At 71.1% G+C, this 15,085-nt stretch carries 14 protein-coding genes; 13 read left to right on the forward strand and 1 reads right to left on the reverse strand.

The window, feature by feature from the left end:
- The 4 genes from ACLML9_RS06335 to ACLML9_RS06350 form a co-directional block, all read left to right on the forward strand.
- Positions 1 to 903, forward strand: a 903-nt coding sequence (locus tag ACLML9_RS06335; protein WP_411944599.1) for a methyltransferase domain-containing protein, incomplete at its 5' end; no start/stop codon positions are given.
- Positions 900 to 1,682, forward strand: coding sequence for a glucose-1-phosphate cytidylyltransferase (locus tag ACLML9_RS06340; RefSeq protein WP_030525143.1), 783 nt, complete (start codon positions 900 to 902; stop codon positions 1,680 to 1,682). The genes ACLML9_RS06335 and ACLML9_RS06340, both read left to right, overlap by 4 nt.
- Positions 1,679 to 2,329 carry a PIG-L deacetylase family protein gene (locus tag ACLML9_RS06345; RefSeq protein WP_411944600.1) on the forward strand — a complete coding sequence of 217 codons (651 nt, stop codon included), beginning with the start codon at positions 1,679 to 1,681 and terminating at the stop codon, positions 2,327 to 2,329. Before ACLML9_RS06340 ends, ACLML9_RS06345 begins: the two co-directional genes overlap by 4 nt.
- A gap of 2 nt (positions 2,330 to 2,331) precedes the next feature.
- Positions 2,332 to 3,360: an NAD-dependent epimerase/dehydratase family protein gene (locus ACLML9_RS06350; protein WP_411944601.1), complete on the forward strand. Its 1,029-nt coding sequence runs from the start codon at positions 2,332 to 2,334 to the stop codon at positions 3,358 to 3,360.
- Here the strand turns inward: ACLML9_RS06350 and rfbC are convergent.
- Positions 3,344 to 3,907, reverse strand: coding sequence for a dTDP-4-dehydrorhamnose 3,5-epimerase (rfbC, locus tag ACLML9_RS06355; RefSeq protein WP_411944602.1), 564 nt, complete (start codon positions 3,905 to 3,907; stop codon positions 3,344 to 3,346). The genes ACLML9_RS06350 and rfbC overlap by 17 nt on opposite strands.
- Positions 3,908 to 3,921: 14 nt before the next feature.
- Here rfbC and ACLML9_RS06360 point away from each other — a divergent pair, with 14 nt between their 5' ends.
- The 9 genes from ACLML9_RS06360 to ACLML9_RS06400 all read left to right on the forward strand — a co-directional run bounded on the left by ACLML9_RS06360 (position 3,922) and on the right by ACLML9_RS06400 (position 15,085).
- Positions 3,922 to 5,085: a class I SAM-dependent methyltransferase gene (locus ACLML9_RS06360; protein WP_411944603.1), complete on the forward strand. Its 1,164-nt coding sequence runs from the start codon at positions 3,922 to 3,924 to the stop codon at positions 5,083 to 5,085.
- A gap of 169 nt (positions 5,086 to 5,254) precedes the next feature.
- On the forward strand, positions 5,255 to 6,091 hold the full coding sequence (locus ACLML9_RS06365) for a glycosyltransferase family 2 protein (RefSeq protein ID WP_411944604.1): 837 nt from the start codon (positions 5,255 to 5,257) through the stop codon (positions 6,089 to 6,091).
- Positions 6,092 to 6,120: 29 nt separating this feature from the next.
- Positions 6,121 to 7,176, forward strand: a complete 1,056-nt coding sequence (locus tag ACLML9_RS06370) for a glycosyltransferase family 4 protein (RefSeq protein WP_411944639.1) — start codon at positions 6,121 to 6,123, stop codon at positions 7,174 to 7,176.
- Entirely contained in the window at positions 7,173 to 8,327 is a 1,155-nt protein-coding gene (locus ACLML9_RS06375) for a glycosyltransferase family 4 protein (protein ID WP_411944605.1), read from the forward strand. Before ACLML9_RS06370 ends, ACLML9_RS06375 begins: the two co-directional genes overlap by 4 nt.
- Positions 8,324 to 9,796 carry a lipopolysaccharide biosynthesis protein gene (locus tag ACLML9_RS06380; protein WP_411944606.1) on the forward strand — a complete coding sequence of 491 codons (1,473 nt, stop codon included), beginning with the start codon at positions 8,324 to 8,326 and terminating at the stop codon, positions 9,794 to 9,796. Before ACLML9_RS06375 ends, ACLML9_RS06380 begins: the two co-directional genes overlap by 4 nt.
- Positions 9,793 to 10,797 carry a glycosyltransferase gene (locus ACLML9_RS06385; protein ID WP_411944607.1) on the forward strand — a complete coding sequence of 335 codons (1,005 nt, stop codon included), beginning with the start codon at positions 9,793 to 9,795 and terminating at the stop codon, positions 10,795 to 10,797. Before ACLML9_RS06380 ends, ACLML9_RS06385 begins: the two co-directional genes overlap by 4 nt.
- Before the next feature lie 24 nt (positions 10,798 to 10,821).
- Positions 10,822 to 12,243, forward strand: a complete 1,422-nt coding sequence (locus tag ACLML9_RS06390; RefSeq protein WP_411944608.1) for a hypothetical protein — start codon at positions 10,822 to 10,824, stop codon at positions 12,241 to 12,243.
- Positions 12,240 to 13,709, forward strand: coding sequence for a hypothetical protein (locus tag ACLML9_RS06395; RefSeq protein ID WP_411944609.1), 1,470 nt, complete (start codon positions 12,240 to 12,242; stop codon positions 13,707 to 13,709). Before ACLML9_RS06390 ends, ACLML9_RS06395 begins: the two co-directional genes overlap by 4 nt.
- Positions 13,706 to 15,085: a glycosyl hydrolase family 28-related protein gene (locus ACLML9_RS06400; protein ID WP_411944610.1), complete on the forward strand. Its 1,380-nt coding sequence runs from the start codon at positions 13,706 to 13,708 to the stop codon at positions 15,083 to 15,085. The genes ACLML9_RS06395 and ACLML9_RS06400 overlap by 4 nt, the downstream gene beginning before the upstream one ends.

A 15,085-nucleotide genomic window follows, 5' to 3' on the forward strand; every position in this document is an offset into this window, starting at 1 on the left:
GCGGCGGGTATTCCCTGCCTGGGCATCGAGCCCTCGGCGAACGTCGGCGCGGCCGCGCGGACGGCCGGCGTGCCGACGCTGACCGAGTTCCTGACCGAGGACTCGGCCCGCCGGGTTCGCGCCGAATACGGTGCCGCGAACCTGGTGGTCGCGAACAATGTGTACGCCCACATCCCCGACCTGCGCGGTTTCACCCGCGCGCTGCGCATGCTGGTCGCCGAGGACGGCTGGGTCTCGATCGAGGTCCACCATGCGCTGAACCTCGTGCGGCACGGCCAGTTCGACACGATCTACCATGAGCACTTCCAGTACTACACCCTCGCCTCGGCGCAGCGGGCGCTGGCCACGGCCGGGCTGGCGGTCGCGGATGTGGAAACACTGCCGACCCACGGCGGATCGCTGCGCATCTGGGCGCGTCCCGAGGCGGTGGCCGAACCCTCGCCGCGGGTGGCCGAACTGCTGGCGATCGAGGCGGATTCCGGCCTGCACGCGGTCGAGGGCTATCGGTCCCTGCGCGAACAGGCCGAACGGGTACGCCAGGATCTGCTGCGCTTCCTGCTCGACCAGAAGGCGGCCGGGCGGCGAGTGGTCGGCTACGGCGCGCCCGGTAAGGGCAACACCCTGCTCAACTACTGCGGTATCCGCCCCGACCTGCTCGAGTACACGGTGGACCGCAATCCCTACAAGCACGGCCGCTACACCCCGGGCACCCGCATACCGATCCATCCCCCGGAGCGGATCGACACCGACCGCCCCGATTTCGTGCTGGTGCTGCCGTGGAATCTGGAAACCGAACTCACCGCGCAGCTGCGCCATATCGGGGAATGGGGTGGACAGCTGGTGTTCCCGCTGCCCACCGTCCGGGTGGTCGCCCCGAGCCCGGCGGAGGTCGCCGCGCGATGAAGGTCGTGTTGTTCTGCGGTGGGTACGGAATGCGGATGCGCAGCGGGGAGAACGACAGCCCGCCCAAACCGATGCAGATGGTGGGCCCACGGCCGCTGATCTGGCACGTCATGCGCTATTACGCGCATTTCGGGCATACCGAATTCATTCTCTGCCTGGGCTACGGCGCCCACCACATCAAGAATTTCTTCCTGACCTATCAGGAGACGATGTCCAACGATTTCGTCATCCGCGACGGCCGGGTCGAATTACTGCACTCCGATATCGCCGACTGGACGATCACCTTCGTCGATACCGGCCTGGAATCGGCCATCGGGGAAAGGTTGCGCCGGGTGCGCCCCTACCTCGAGGGCGACGATATGTTCCTGGCCAACTACTCCGATGTGCTCACCGATGCCCCGCTGGATCTGATGATCGACCGGTTCACCGCATCCGGCGCCGCCGCATCGATGATGATCGTGCCGCCGCAGTCGTCGTTCCACTGCGTGGATGTGCTGCCCAGTGGCGAGGTCAAGCAGATCACCGCGGTCGGCAAGCTCCCGATCTGGGAGAACGGCGGCTATTTCGTACTCACCCAGGAGATCTTCGATCATCTGCCGGAAGGCGGGGACCTGGTGGAGGACAGCTGCGGGGCGCTGGCCGCGCTCGGCCGGCTCTACGGTTACCGGCACGACGGCTTCTGGAAACCGGCCGATACGTTCAAGGAACGCGCCGAACTCGACGCCGGATATCACCGGGGCGACCGCCCGTGGATGGTCTGGGAGCGGGCCGCTTCGTGATCACTCTCGCTCCCGCGCGACTCGGTGAGATCGCGCTGCTCGGCGCGCACTGCGACGATATCGCCATCGGAATGGGCGCCACCCTGCTGACCCTGACCCGCGGGAATCCGGGACTACGCGTGCGGGCGCTCGTCCTGTCCGGCAGCGGTACCGCCCGCGCGTCGGAAGAGAGCGCCGCCCTCGAACGTTTCTGCGCGGACGCCGAGCTGGACCTGACGGTCCTCGACGTGCCGGACGGGCGGGCTCCGGCGCACTGGGACCGGGTCAAGAGCGCGCTCGCCGAGTTCCGGCGCGACACCGACCCGGAGCTCGTCTTCGCCCCGCAGCGTGGCGACGCCCATCAAGACCACCGTCTGCTGGCCGAACTGGTGACCACGGAGTTCCGTGATCATCTGGTACTCGGCTACGAAATCCTCAAATGGGAGACCGATACGCCCCGGCCGGTCGTCCTGCATCCGGTGGCACCGGAGATCGCCGCGGAGAAGGCCCGGCTGCTGGCCGAATGCTATCCCTCGCAAGCACACCGCGACTGGTTCGACGAGGCCGCGTTTCTCGGTCTGGCGCGGATCCGTGGCGTGCAGTGCCACAGCGAGTACGCGGAGGGTTTCGAACTGACCAAAGCCGTCCTCGATCTGGGAGGTGTGTAGGAGTGCGCGTTCTCGTCACCGGTCATCAGGGTTATCTCGGTACCGTCATGGTCCCGGTGCTGCGGGCCCGGGGGCACGAGGTGATCGGACTGGACGCCGGCTGGTTCGCCGACTGCGTCCTGGGTCCCGCACCCCAGGACCCGCCCCGGCTGGCCGTGGACCTACGGGATGTGACGATCGAGCAGCTCGAGGGGTTCGACGCCGTCGTGCACCTCGCGGCACTGTCCAACGATCCGCTGGGCTCCCTGATCCCCGAGATCACCCACGACATCAACCATCACGCGTCGGTGCGGCTGGCCCGACTGGCCAAAGAGGCCGGGGTGCGCCGCTTCCTGTACGCCTCCACCTGCTCGGTCTACGGCGCGGCCGGCGACGGACTGGTCGACGAGAGCGCACCGCTGCGCCCGCTCACCCCCTACGCCGAGAGCAAGGTGCGGGTGGAAGACGACCTGGTGGCGATGGCGGACGACCGTTTCGCACCGGTGTTCCTGCGCAATGCGACGGCGTTCGGCTTCTCACCGCGGCTGCGCGCCGATATCGTGCTCAACAATCTGGTCGGCCACGCCGTACTCGACGGCGTGGTGAAAGTGCTCTCCGACGGCACGCCGTGGCGGCCGCTGGTGCACGCCGCGGATATCGCCGAAGCGTTCGCGGTCTGCCTGGAGGCGCCGGTCGCGGCGATTCACGCCCGGGCCTACAACATCGGCACCGAGACCAACAACCGCACGGTCGCCGAGATCGCGCAGGCGGTCGCGGAGGTGGTGCCCGGCGCCGAGGTACTGATCACCGGGGAGTCGGGGGCCGATCCGCGGTCCTACCGGGTCGATTTCGGCGCCGCGCGCCGGGAGCTGGGGTTCGAGGCGCGCTGGACCATCCCCGAGGGGGCCGCGCAGCTCTACGCCGAGTACACCGCCGGCGGACTGACCGCCGCCGATTTCTCGGGCCGGTTCGTACGCCTGGCGCGGCTGCGGCAACTGGGTGAGTCGGGCGCGGTGGACGAGACGCTGCGGCGGGTCAGGACCGGTGTGTGAGGTGTGTGGTGAGCAGTTCCCGCCAGCTGCCCGCGGCTCGGTCGCGGGCGGAGACCAGGGTGACCTCCTGCGGCCAGGTCAGTGCGAGATCGGGATCGTCGTAGGCGACGGCGAGGTCCTCGGCCGGATCGTGGGGTCGGTCGATGCGGTAGCACACGTCCGCGGTGTCGGTGAGCGCCTGGAAACCGTGCAGGAACCCCGCCGGCACGTAGAGATGCCGGAACTCCGCGTCGTCGAGCAGGAACGCCTGGCTACGACCGAAGGTGGGCGAATCGGGCCGGATATCGACGAGGATGTCGTGCACCGCGCCCTGCGCGCAGCGCACCAGTTTGGCCTCACCGCGCCCGCCGCGTCCGTGCATACCGCGCACCACCCCGCGCGCCGACCGCGACTGCGAATCCTGCACGAACGCCGCGGACGCGCCGGGACCGAGGTGGGCGTCGAAGATCTCGGTATCGAAGGTGCGGGTGAACAGGCCGCGGGCGTCGCGGAAGGGTTCGGGCACCAGGATCAGCACATCGGCGAGGTCCGCCTGTTCGATTCGCACCGGGTGATGGTGCCATGAGCGGATCCGATACGGCGCGCGGCGGCCGCGCGGCCCTGCTCGAACCGCCCCCGGCCGACCCACCGGGCTGCCGGGCCTGCCGCGGCGCGGAGCTGGTGACGGTACTGGATCTCGGGGCGATGCCGGCGGCGGATCACTTTCCGCCGGCCGACACCACCCCGCGGCCGGACGAGGCCGCCCACCCGCTGGCGATGGTGGTCTGCCGTGGCTGCGGGCTGGCGCAACTGGCGCACGACGACACCGTCACCGCCGAACCGCGCGGCGTGGAGCCGCGCGCACTGCGCGAACAGGCCGCCGACGCGGTGCGGCGGGTCGCCGGCGCGGGTCTGCTGCGGGGCCGGACCGTGCGCGAGTTCACCAGCCCGCACGGGGGCAGCTGGCTGGAGTTGCTGGCCGAGCACGGGTTCGCCGTCTCCGACGGGGCCGCCGATGTGGTGCTGGATTCGTTCGGTCTCATGCACGAGCGGGATCAGGCGGCGGCCGTGGCCGGCCGGGCGGCGGCCACCGCGCCCGCCGGGGTGCTGCTGCTGCAGTACCACCCGCTGCACACGATCGTGACGCAGGACCAGTGGAACGCGCTGCGGCACGGCCATTTCGCGTACTACTCCCTGCCCGCACTGCGTGCGCTGCTGCACGGCGCCGGAATGTCGGTGGTGGATGCATGGGATTTCGACCTGTACGGGGGCACGGTGCTGCTGGCGGCGGTGCACGGCACCGCCGAACCCGGTGCGGCGGTGCGGCGGATCCTGGACAGAGAGGCCGGCACGGCCGACCCGGATGTACTGCGCGGTCTGCAACGAGCGGCCGACCGGCACACCGAGAGCCTGCGCGCCACCCTGGAATCCGCGGCGGCGCGCGGCGAGCGCGTGTACGCCTACGGAGCGGCCTCGCGCGCGGTGGCGTTGTTCTGCCGGGCGGGGGTGCGGCGGGAACTGCTGGCGGGGGTCGCCGATGCGGCACCGGCCAAGCAGGGCCGGCGGATGCCGGGGACGGATGTGCCGATCATCGCCCCGGCCGACCTCGTCGCCGCCCGGCCGGATCGGGTGCTGCTGACGGTGCCCGACCTGCTCCCCGAGGTCTCCGAGCGGTTCCCCGAATTGGCCGGACGCTGGTTCATCGACGATCCGGCCGACCCGGCGTGGGAGCGGCCCATCCGGTAGTACCCCCAGCCCGCGGGCGTGCGAACCACTGCTCCTTCACACCCCGGACGGTTCCGCGAAACCACACGTTCCGGCGATCGGGCCAACCGATCCACGGGCAGAAAACCGTTGCCTCGGATACGCCGTCATCCCCGGCGTATCCCCTTCCATTCCATCGAAAGGATCACCAGTGGTCAGCGTGTCGATCTGTGTCCCGGCCTACGAGGCCGCGCGGACACTCGAACAGACGCTGCGTTCGATTCTGAGTCAGGACGTCGACTTCGAACTGGTGGTGCTCGACAACGCGAGCACCGACGCCACCGGCGAGATCGCCGCGTCCTTCCACGATCCGCGGATCCGGGTGGAACGCAACGCCACCACGCTGGCCATCGGCGACAACTGGAATCGCGCCATCGCGCTGTCCACCGGGGAGCTGGTGAAAGTGGTGTGCGCCGACGATATCCTGCTGCCCGGTTCGCTCGCGGCGCAGCTCGAGGTGATGGCCGATCCGGCATTCGCCATCAGCTCGAGCCGATTCCAGGTGATCGACGAACAGGGCGAGCTGGTGGAGACCGGGCTGGGCCTGCCGGGTCTGGACGGGGTCCGCACCTCCCGGGCACTGGCCCGCACCATTGTGCGCCGCGGGCCCGCCGAATTCGGTCCCACCGCCGCCGCGATGTTCCGGCGCGCACACTTCGACCGGGTCGGCGGATTACGCGGGGACCTGGTGTTCCCGATGGATGTCGACCTGTTCGCGCGGGTCGGGCAGTTCGGGCTGTTCTTCGGCCTGACCGAGGTGGCCGCGGCCTGGCGGGCCTCGTCGTTCAATCTCTGCGCGCGCACCTCGACGGTGAGCAAACTCAGCGAAACCCTGCGGTTCCACCACCGCCTGGCCCGGGACTGCCCGCCGCTGGTCTCGCCGCTGGATGTGACCCTCGGCGATCTGCGGCTGGCGCGGACGGCACTGGAACGGTTGCGGGTGCGGGCGGGACAGTTCGCCCGGGCCCGGATCGGGTCGCGCCGATGAGCGCGCCGGCCGCGGTGCCGCGGGTTCATATGACCGGATCGGAGTGGTTCGGGACCGCGGCGGGCGGGCTGAACCGCTACTTCACCGATCTCTTCGCGGCGCTGGCCGACCGGCCCGAGGTCGAGGTCTCGGCCGCCGCGTTCGGTGACGCACCGGCGGGCGGGCGGTCGTGGGGACCGGTCGGGGGCTCTACATGGCGTCGCGCCCGCACCGCATTCCGGGACGACCGGCCCGCCGCGTCCGGCCGGGCGACCGTACTGGACCGGCATTTCGCGCTGTACGGACCGCCCGATGCCCGCACCCGGCATCTGGTGGTGCATTTCCACGGGCCGTGGGCGGCGGAGAGCCGGGCGGCCGGCGGCAGTGCGCTGGCCGCCGGCGCCAAATACGCCTTGGAACGGTTGCGCGCCCGCCCGGCCGACCGGTTCGTCGTCCTGTCCGAGCACTTCCGGGACCTGCTGGTGCACGACTACCGGGTGCGACCGGACCGGGTGGCGGTGATCGCGCCGGGTGTCGACCTGGACCGGTTCCGCCCCGCTCCGCTGCCCGGCGACGCCGCGCCACTGGTGCTCTGCGTGCGCCGGCTGGAACACCGGATGGGTATCGATGTGCTGCTGCGGGCCTGGCCCGCGGTGCGGGCCGCCCACCCGGAGGCCCGGCTGGTACTGGTCGGCACCGGTACGGCCGAGGCGTCGCTGCGGGAACAGGCGCGCGATCTGGGGTCGAGCGTCACCTTCACCGGCCGGGTCACCGACGCCGAACTCACCGGCTGGTACGGGCGGGCCACGGTCACCGTGGTGCCGTCGGTGGCGCTGGAGGGTTTCGGGCTCATCGCGCTGGAATCGCTGGCGGCGGGCCGCGCGCCGGTCGTCACCGCGTGCGGCGGCCTGCCGGATTCGGTCCGCGGCCTGGACCCGTCGCTGATCGTCGCCCCGGGCGAGGTCGGCGCGCTGGCCGCCCGGCTGGCCGCCGCGCTCGACGGCGCGGTCCCCGGCCCCGGCCGCTGCCGGGCGCATGCCGAAACCTTCTCGTGGTCGGCTGCCGCCGACCGGCATATCGCTCTCTACCGGGAGCTGACCGGATGATCCGCGCCGTATTCCTCTCCCATACCGCCGAGCCCTCCGGTGCCGAACTCGCGACCCTGCGGCTGCTGACCGCGTTGCGCGCGGGCGGCACGGTGGACGCGTCGATGCTGCTCACCGCCCCCGGGCCGCTGGTCGACCGGTTCCGCGCCCACCGGATACCGGTCACCGTGTGCGGCAACGCGTTCGACAGCCGCTCGCTGACCGTCGACGGCTCCGGACCGCTGCGATTGCTCACCGGGGCGGGCGGCCTGATACGGCTCGGCGCCCGCCTCGGGACGATCGTCCGGGCCGAGGGCGCCGATGTGGTGGTCGCCCAGAGCACCAAGGCCCTGCTGATGGGTGCCGTGGCCGCCCGACGCGCCGGAGTGCCGCTGGTCTGGCAGGTCCACGACCGGGTCAGCGGCGAATATTTCGGCCGCGGCCTGGCGTTCGCGCTGCGGGTGCTGGGCTGGACGGTCGCGCGCGGCATCGTCGCCAACAGCCGGTCCACCCTGCGCACCCTCTACACCCGGGGCCGGGTCGCGGTGATCGCCTATCCGGGCGTCGAGCCCCTCGCGGCCCCGCACCGGGCGGCCCCGCGCGAACCGGACGCGGTACGGATCGCGATGGTCGGCCGCCTCACCCCGTGGAAGGGGCAGGACGTCCTGCTGCGCGCCCTCCCCCTGCTGCGCCACCGACCGGCCGTCGTCCAACTGGTGGGCGGCACGTTCTTCGGCGAACAGGACTACCGCACGCAACTGGAACACACGGCCGCCGCACTCGGACTGCCGGTCGAATTCACCGGTCACGTCGACGATCCGGGACCCTACTTCGCCCGGGCCGATATCGCGGTGCACTGTTCGGTGCTCGCCGAACCCTTCGGACAAGTGGTGGTGGAGGCCATGGCCGCCGGGTGTGCGGTCGTGGCGGCGGACGCGGGCGGTCCGGCCGAAATCCTGCGGTCCGAGGTCGACGGTCTGCTGACCCCACCGGGCGACCCCGCCGCGCTCGCGGCCGCGTTGGACCGGCTCATCGCCGACCCGGCCCTGCGCACCCGGCTGGGTGCGGCAGCACAGGAACGCAGCGCCGAGTTCGGGATCGCCGCGACCGCCCGAGCGGTCACCGGGTTACTGGAACAGGTCACCGGCCGACGGGCGGTACGCGCCCGATGAACCCTGCCGACCCGCACACCATTCCGATCCGTATCGTCCACCGACACTATCCGGTGGCGATGGACGGCCTGCGCGTTCCCGACTACGACCTGCCGACCGAGATCATCCCGGCCTTCGCCGACTGGCCGACCGAGAAACTCCCGCTGATCACGACGATCCCGCCGGCGGAGACGGAGCCGCGGACCAGGGCGGCGCGACTGCGGGAACTGGCGACGGTCCTGCGCGATATCGCCTACGTCAGCTTCGGCAAATACGGCCAGTACCTGGTCACGGTAGCGACCCTGCCGCTGATCGCGCGACTGCTCGGCACCTCCGGGATGGGGCTGCTGGCCATCGGGATGTCGGCGTACTTCCTCGGCTCGCTGATCGTCGACCTGGGTATCACCTCCTATCTGGCCGCGCGCATCCAGGAGTCGGGTACCGACCGGGAGGTCGTGAACCACACCCGCGGCACCTACCTGGCGATCCGCGGCGGCATCCTCGGCGTGCTCGCGGCGGCGCTGGTGACGGCGGTGTCCGCGGGCGCACCGGACTACCTGGGCATGGTGCTGCTGGGGTTGTTCGTCGGCGGCTTCTGGTCGATGTCGGAGGACTGGGTGCTGATCGGCCAGGGCCGCTTCGGTGCGTCCACGCTCTACCAATCGGTCGCCCGCGTGGGTTATCTCGTCGCGCTGCTGACCCTGCTGCCCCGGTTCCCGACCGCCGCGATGGCCATGCTGTGCCTGCTCGCCTCCTCGGTGATCAGCCTCGCCCTGACCTGGTGGGACACCTGGCGTGCGTTCGGTCCGCCCGGTCGTCCGCGCGGGGCGTGGAAACTGATCCGCGCGGCACTGCCCGTGGTGACGGGACGGCTGCTGACCACCAGCTACGGGCAGGGCGCGGCCGCCGTCTACGGCGCGGTGCTGAACGCGGCGTCGCTCGGGCTGTACTCCGCCGCGGACCGGTTGGTGCGGGCGGTGCAGTCGCTGCTGGACCCGATCGGTTTCGCGCTGCTGCCGCGGATGGCCAAACGGAATGGTGAGGAACGGTTCTGGCCGGACGCGCTGCGCGCGCTCGGCGTCTGTGTGGCGGCGGCCTGCGTCGCGACCGCGGCGCTGTGGGTGGCGGCGCCGCTGGTCATCGGGCTGGTGTTCGGCGACGAGTTCGGCGGCGCGGCCGGTGTACTGCGGCTCGAGGCGCTGATCCTGCCGGCCACCACCGTCACCTCGTTCGTCACCACCGCGGTCCTGCCGGTCCGGCAGGACACCGTCGGAGTGCTGATCGGTTCGGCCACCGGCACCGTCGTGGCGGGTTGCGCGCTGCTGCTCACCCTGCGCACCCATTCGGTATGGACGCTGGCGGCCGGGATCGTGGCCGCGGAATTCGCGGTGGCGATCTGGTATCTCGCGCGGATGCGCGCACTGATCGTGCGGGAACGCACCGCGGGCGCTGCGCAGCCCGCCGGTGCGCAGAGGAGAGGGACGCGATGAGGATTCTGTTCGTCGGCGACGACTGGCTGGGCAGCAACGCCCGCTCGCTCGCCGAGGGGTTCCGCCGGCTCGGCCACGAGGTGATCGTGGTCGACTCCACACCGGTGACCCTGCCGCCGCGGCTGACGCCGTCGTGGCTGTACGCGAAAACCGGTGAACGCCGGGCGCCGTGGACGGTGGACCGGGTGCACACCCGGCTGGAGCGGGCCGCCGCCGAACTGCATCCGGACCTGGTGTTCGGTTTCAAATCGGTGTATCTCGACCAGTCCCGGCTGCTGGAGATCCCGGCCGCGCACCACGTGCACTACAGCCCCGACGATGTCTCGAATCCGGCCAACACCACCGCGGACTATCTCGCGCACGAGTCCGAATGGGACATGGTGGTCACCACCAAACGCCACAACCTCCCCGAACTCACCGGCCGCGGCGTCTCCCGGACCCTGTTCGTGCGCAGCGCCTACGATCCGGCCTGGCATCACCCCGCGGCCCGGCGCGGAACCCGGCAGTTCCTGGTCGGTTTCATCGGCGCCTGCCGCCCGGACCGGCGGCCCGGCATGGTCTCCCTGGCCCGCACCTACGGGTCCCAGCTGCTGGTGCGCGGGCCGGGCTGGCGCCGGGTACGCCAGTTGCAGACCACCCGCGCCGCGGTCGCGGGACCGGTGTACGGAGAGGATTTCGCGATCGCGGTGGCATCGGTGACGGCGAACCTGGTGCTGCTCAACTCCGCCAACCGCGATACCCACACCTGCCGCACCTTCGAGGTACCGGCGTCGGGCGGGTTGTTCGTCGGTGAACGCACCGACGAACACGCCGAACTGCTCGACGACGGCACCGAGGCCTTCCTGTTCTCCAGCCGCGACGAGCTCGACGAGATCCTGGAACGCTGCGCGCTGTACCCGGATCAGGCGGCCAAGACCGCCGAGGCCGGATACCGTCGGATCGTCGAGGGCGGTCACACCTATACCGACCGGGCGAAGGAGATCCTGCGTGCGCTGGACTGAACCGCCGACCGCGCGACGGTGCCGATGGTGATCCCGGACCTGATCACCTCGAACGGGCCGCTGCTGGTCGTCGTCGCGGCGCTGGCGACCATGGTGTGCGCCGCCCTGCTCACCCACGGCGTCCTGCGGGTGCTGCTGATCGCGCAGGCGGTGTACTGGGCGATGTCCTATGTCGCACGCCCGGTGGTGCTGCTGACCGTCCGACCCGATCCGCATTTCGGTGACAATGTCGCCGACCCGCGGCTGGCCGAGATCGGATACGACGTGGGGATCGAGGCCGCGTTGCGTCCGGTGGCGTTCGGTCTCACCGTCTACGCGCTGATCGTGCTGGTTTTCGCGCTGTGGACCCGGAGCCGGCCACGGCCGGGGCGGGCGCCGCTGGCCGGGGATCCGGATCTGATCGCCACCCTGTGGGTGCTCTACGTCCTGGGCACCTTCGCCCGGCTGCTCAGCGTGGCCACCGGCGCCGCCGGGCAGGCCGGCGATGTGCAGAGCGCCTCACCGGTGCTGAGCCTGCTCACCATGCCCGCCATCCTGGGCGCGATCGGACTGATCGTCTTCGCCCGGCCGCCTCGGCAGTCCGGCACCATCGCGGTGCTGGGCGTGCTGATGGCCGGCGAACTGTGGTGGACCATGGCCACGGAATCGAAAACGCCGATCCTGGGGGCCGCGCTGGCGGTCGCGGTGCGTTTCGCGCTCACCGGCTGGACCCGGGACAAAGTGCTCGGAATCGGGGCGGTCTCGGTGACCGGTATCGTCGGCTTCGACTGGCTGCAGTCGCTGAAGACCTCACCGTATCTGCGCGCCGAAGCGGCGGCCGTGGACGGGGCCTACCCCGAGAGCGTGCGCCCATTCCTGAGTCTGCTGCGCCGGTTCGACCTGCTCGAAGCCGCCACCGACGCCTACTACGTGGGGCCGAACTCCTGGTTGGGCCCCGGCGAGGTGGTCGGGCATCTGGCGCGCAGTATGGTGCCGGCGCAACTGCTGGCCGAGGAGAAGCTGCACGCCGGAACCGCCTGGGCGAGCGAGGTACGCGGCGCCTCGGTGGATATGAGCCAGGTGTCGGTATCGCTGGCGGAGGGCAATATCAGCGAAGGCTATGTGATCGGCGGCCTGCCGGGGGTCGTCGCCGGAGTCGCGTTCACCGCGGTGGTCCTGGTGGGCTGGGCGCGGTCGCTGTACGCGCGGCATCCGGTGCCGGTGCTGTTCGGTGTCGCGCTGATCGAGGTACCGGTCGTCTTCGAACGCGGCATGCTCGGCAGCGCCGAAACTCTCGGAAAATATCTGCAGGTCGTGGTGCTGGCCTGGCTGGTCCGGCTGGCCGTGGGCCAGTGGCGGCGCATACACGGACCGCCGGGGCCGCCCGGTGCACCCGATGGACAACCACCGGCCGGACCCGTCGCGGTACCGGTCGGCGCAAGCGTGGGAAGTGAAGGAAGACAATGATGGAACTGCCCGACTACCTGCGCCTGCTGCGCCGCTACTGGGCGATGCTGCTGGCGGGTGTGGCGCTGGGTGTGGGCCTGGCGGCGTATCAGGTCCAATCGACGCCGACCACCTATACGGCCACCAGCACCCTCTACGTATCGATGGCCACCGGTACCTCGGTGGCCGATTCTTATCAGGGCGGGCTGGCCGCCCAGCAGCGAGTGCGGTCCTATCTCGAGCTCGTCACCAGCGACCATGTGGTGGACCGGGTCATCGGTCAGCTCGGGCTGAACCTGGACCGTGACGAACTGGCCGCCGCGATCACCGCCGACACCCCGCCGGCCACCTCGCTGCTGCGGGTTTCGGTGACCGACGAGGATCCCGAGACCAGCCGGGTGCTCACCGACCAGGTGGTCGCCCAGTTCCGCGCGCTGGTCGACGAACTGGAGACCATCGAGGTCACGGCCGCCCCCGCCGCGCGCGTCGCGGTCGTCGACGCGGCGCAGGCGCCCGTCGAGGCGAGTGGCCCGGGCGGGTCCCGGCTGTACGCGGTCGGCGCACTCGCCGGCCTGCTGCTCGGCGCGGGCCTGGCCTACCTGCTGGATCGGCTGAACACCCGGGTCCGCGACAGCGCGGAACTCGCGGCGCTGGGACAGCCGGTGCTGGGCACGGTCGCGCCGGGCACCCACCGGGAGCCGGGCGAGCTGCGGGCGCTGCGCGCCCGCCTGCCCGAGGGGAAACCGCTGATCTTCACGGCACTGGACGCGAAGCCCGAACCCGCCCTCGTCCTCGGCTCGGCCTCGGTACTCGGCGCCACCGGCGCACAGGTCCTGGTGATCGATGCGAACACGACCGGTCACGGTGTCTCGGCCCTGCTGCCCGAATCCGCACTCCAGTCGCCCGCGACGACCGGCGACTGGCCGGTCCGGGACGGGAAGCAGGCCCGCGAGCTGGTGACCGCTGCGTCCGGCCGCACCTCCGCGGCGATCCGCGGGGAGATCTTCGACCCGCCGACGGTGAAACTCGATCTGCGGGGCAAGCCGGCCGCGGCGCTCGACGAGCTCCCGGCGCCCGCGCCGGCGGTCCCCACCGAGACCGGCGCCCGGGCGGCGGACGGGCTGGCCGCCGTCCTGCGTGAGGATGTCCATCTCGATGAGACGTTCGTCGCCTGGCCGCAGCGATCGGTGGTCGTGCTGGCCCTGGGCAGCCCCGACGAACGGACACCGGATCTGCTGGCCTCCGCGCGCTTCCAGACGATTCTCGGCGAGGTCGCCGAACGCTTCGACCGCGTGATCGTCGATGTCGCCGCCGCCGACGCCCCGGCCGTCGCGGCCAAGGCGGCGGGCACCGTCGCGGTGGTGCGGCTCGGTCGCGGCCGGCGCGACCGGATCGAGTCGGCGCTCACCGCGCTGACCGCGGCCGGTGCCACCGTCTCCGGGGTGGTCGCGGTGGCGCCCCGCCGGACCTGGTGGCGGCGCTCGTGAGCGAACATCGAGCGCGCCGCGACGACGGAAAGCGGCGGATCCAGCGGCGCGATCTGCTCGCGGCGAGCCTGGGCGCCGCCGGAATCGGCGCCGTCACAGTCCCGTTGGTCGCGTCGGGCCCGCCCGCGCCCATCGTGCTGGCGACCGGCACCGCCTCGCCGACCGTGCGCGATATCCGCGCGTTCGGGGCGGTCGGCGACGGGCAAGCCGACGATACCGAGGCGCTGGCCGCCGCGTGCCGCACCGACGGCGCCCCACCGGTGGTGTATCTCCCCGCCGGCGAGTACCGGGTCACCGCGTGGCCCGACCTGCCCGACCATTCCGTCGTCTACGGCGACGGCGCCGATGTGACCACGGTGTTCTGCGACCAGGACACCACTCTGGTCGATCTGGAGGGTAAACAGCGGGTCCGGTTCGCGCGCATGGGGTTCTATCTGTCCGGGCCGCAGGCCACCGCGGTCCGGCTCACCGAATGCTTCCGCTGCAGTTTCGATACCGTCCTCATCCGCGGCAACCATCTCGCCGACAACTATCCCCGCTACGCCGCGCAGACGGGTGTGGTGCTGGAGGCGAACACCGGCGGCACCTCGTTCATCGACTGCGATATCAACAATTTCGGTGTCGGCCTGGCCACCTCCTGTATCCAGAACTACGTCACCTCCTCGAAGTTCTCCGGTAATCGCATCGGGGTGCTCGGCACCGGCAACGACCACAACGCCGGATTGTCGCTCACCAATGTCGAATTCGTCTCCGACAACGACCCGGCGACCACCGACCGCCACCTGTTCGTCGACGGCGCCGCCAACAACTGGTGGCTCACCAATGTGTGGTTCGAGGGCGCCGATATCGCGGTGCAGGTCGGCGCCGCGGGCAAGGGCGGCCCGTCCCAGTTCGGCATGGTGAACTGCAAGGTCGCGGCACGTTCGTGCGATATCGACCTGATCTATTGCCGGCAGCCGTATCTGGCGAATATCGCCTTCGACGCCGACCCCGGCGGCAGCCCGGCCGAACTGCGGATCGCCGAGGCCGGGTGCCCGGAGGGTATCGCGGTGAATCTGATCTCCGGCGCGGGCACCGAGATCGGCCCGCGGGTGTTCCCCAGCAACTGGCAGGTCCTGGGCCGCGGCCAGACCCACCGGCCGACGTTCACCGGTCCGGTCACCGCCCGCGCCGAGGGCGCGGAGGAGATCCTGCGTGCCGTCGCCCCCGACGGTGCGGGCCTGGCCTCGGTACTGGCCAGTGGGGCGTGGTTGTCCGACCACGCCGACGCCGGTGTCGTCCTGCGGGATCCGGAGGGCGGGTACTGGCGCCTCGTGGTCTCCCCCGACGGCGCCCTGCGCACCGCCCCGCTGGGCCGCGACCGCCCGGTGCGCTGA

It is taken from the genome of Nocardia sp. NPDC002869 (assembly GCF_046764065.1).
Taxonomy (GTDB): Bacteria; Actinomycetota; Actinomycetes; order Mycobacteriales; family Mycobacteriaceae; genus Nocardia; species Nocardia rhamnosiphila.

What these genes read in the sequence shown, in the direction of transcription:
- ACLML9_RS06385 (WP_411944607.1), top strand. Translation starts at nt 9,793, where the DNA reads ATGAGGATTCTGTTCGTCGGCGACGACTGGCTGGGCAGCAACGCCCGC.
- ACLML9_RS06395 (WP_411944609.1), top strand. Translation starts at nt 12,240, where the DNA reads ATGATGGAACTGCCCGACTACCTGCGCCTGCTGCGCCGCTACTGGGCG.
- ACLML9_RS06380 (WP_411944606.1), top strand. Translation starts at nt 8,324, where the DNA reads ATGAACCCTGCCGACCCGCACACCATTCCGATCCGTATCGTCCACCGA.
- ACLML9_RS06370 (WP_411944639.1), top strand. Translation starts at nt 6,121, where the DNA reads ATGACCGGATCGGAGTGGTTCGGGACCGCGGCGGGCGGGCTGAACCGC.
- ACLML9_RS06375 (WP_411944605.1), top strand. Translation starts at nt 7,173, where the DNA reads ATGATCCGCGCCGTATTCCTCTCCCATACCGCCGAGCCCTCCGGTGCC.
- ACLML9_RS06340 (WP_030525143.1), top strand. Translation starts at nt 900, where the DNA reads ATGAAGGTCGTGTTGTTCTGCGGTGGGTACGGAATGCGGATGCGCAGC.
- ACLML9_RS06390 (WP_411944608.1), top strand. Translation starts at nt 10,822, where the DNA reads ATGGTGATCCCGGACCTGATCACCTCGAACGGGCCGCTGCTGGTCGTC.
- ACLML9_RS06360 (WP_411944603.1), top strand. Translation starts at nt 3,922, where the DNA reads ATGAGCGGATCCGATACGGCGCGCGGCGGCCGCGCGGCCCTGCTCGAA.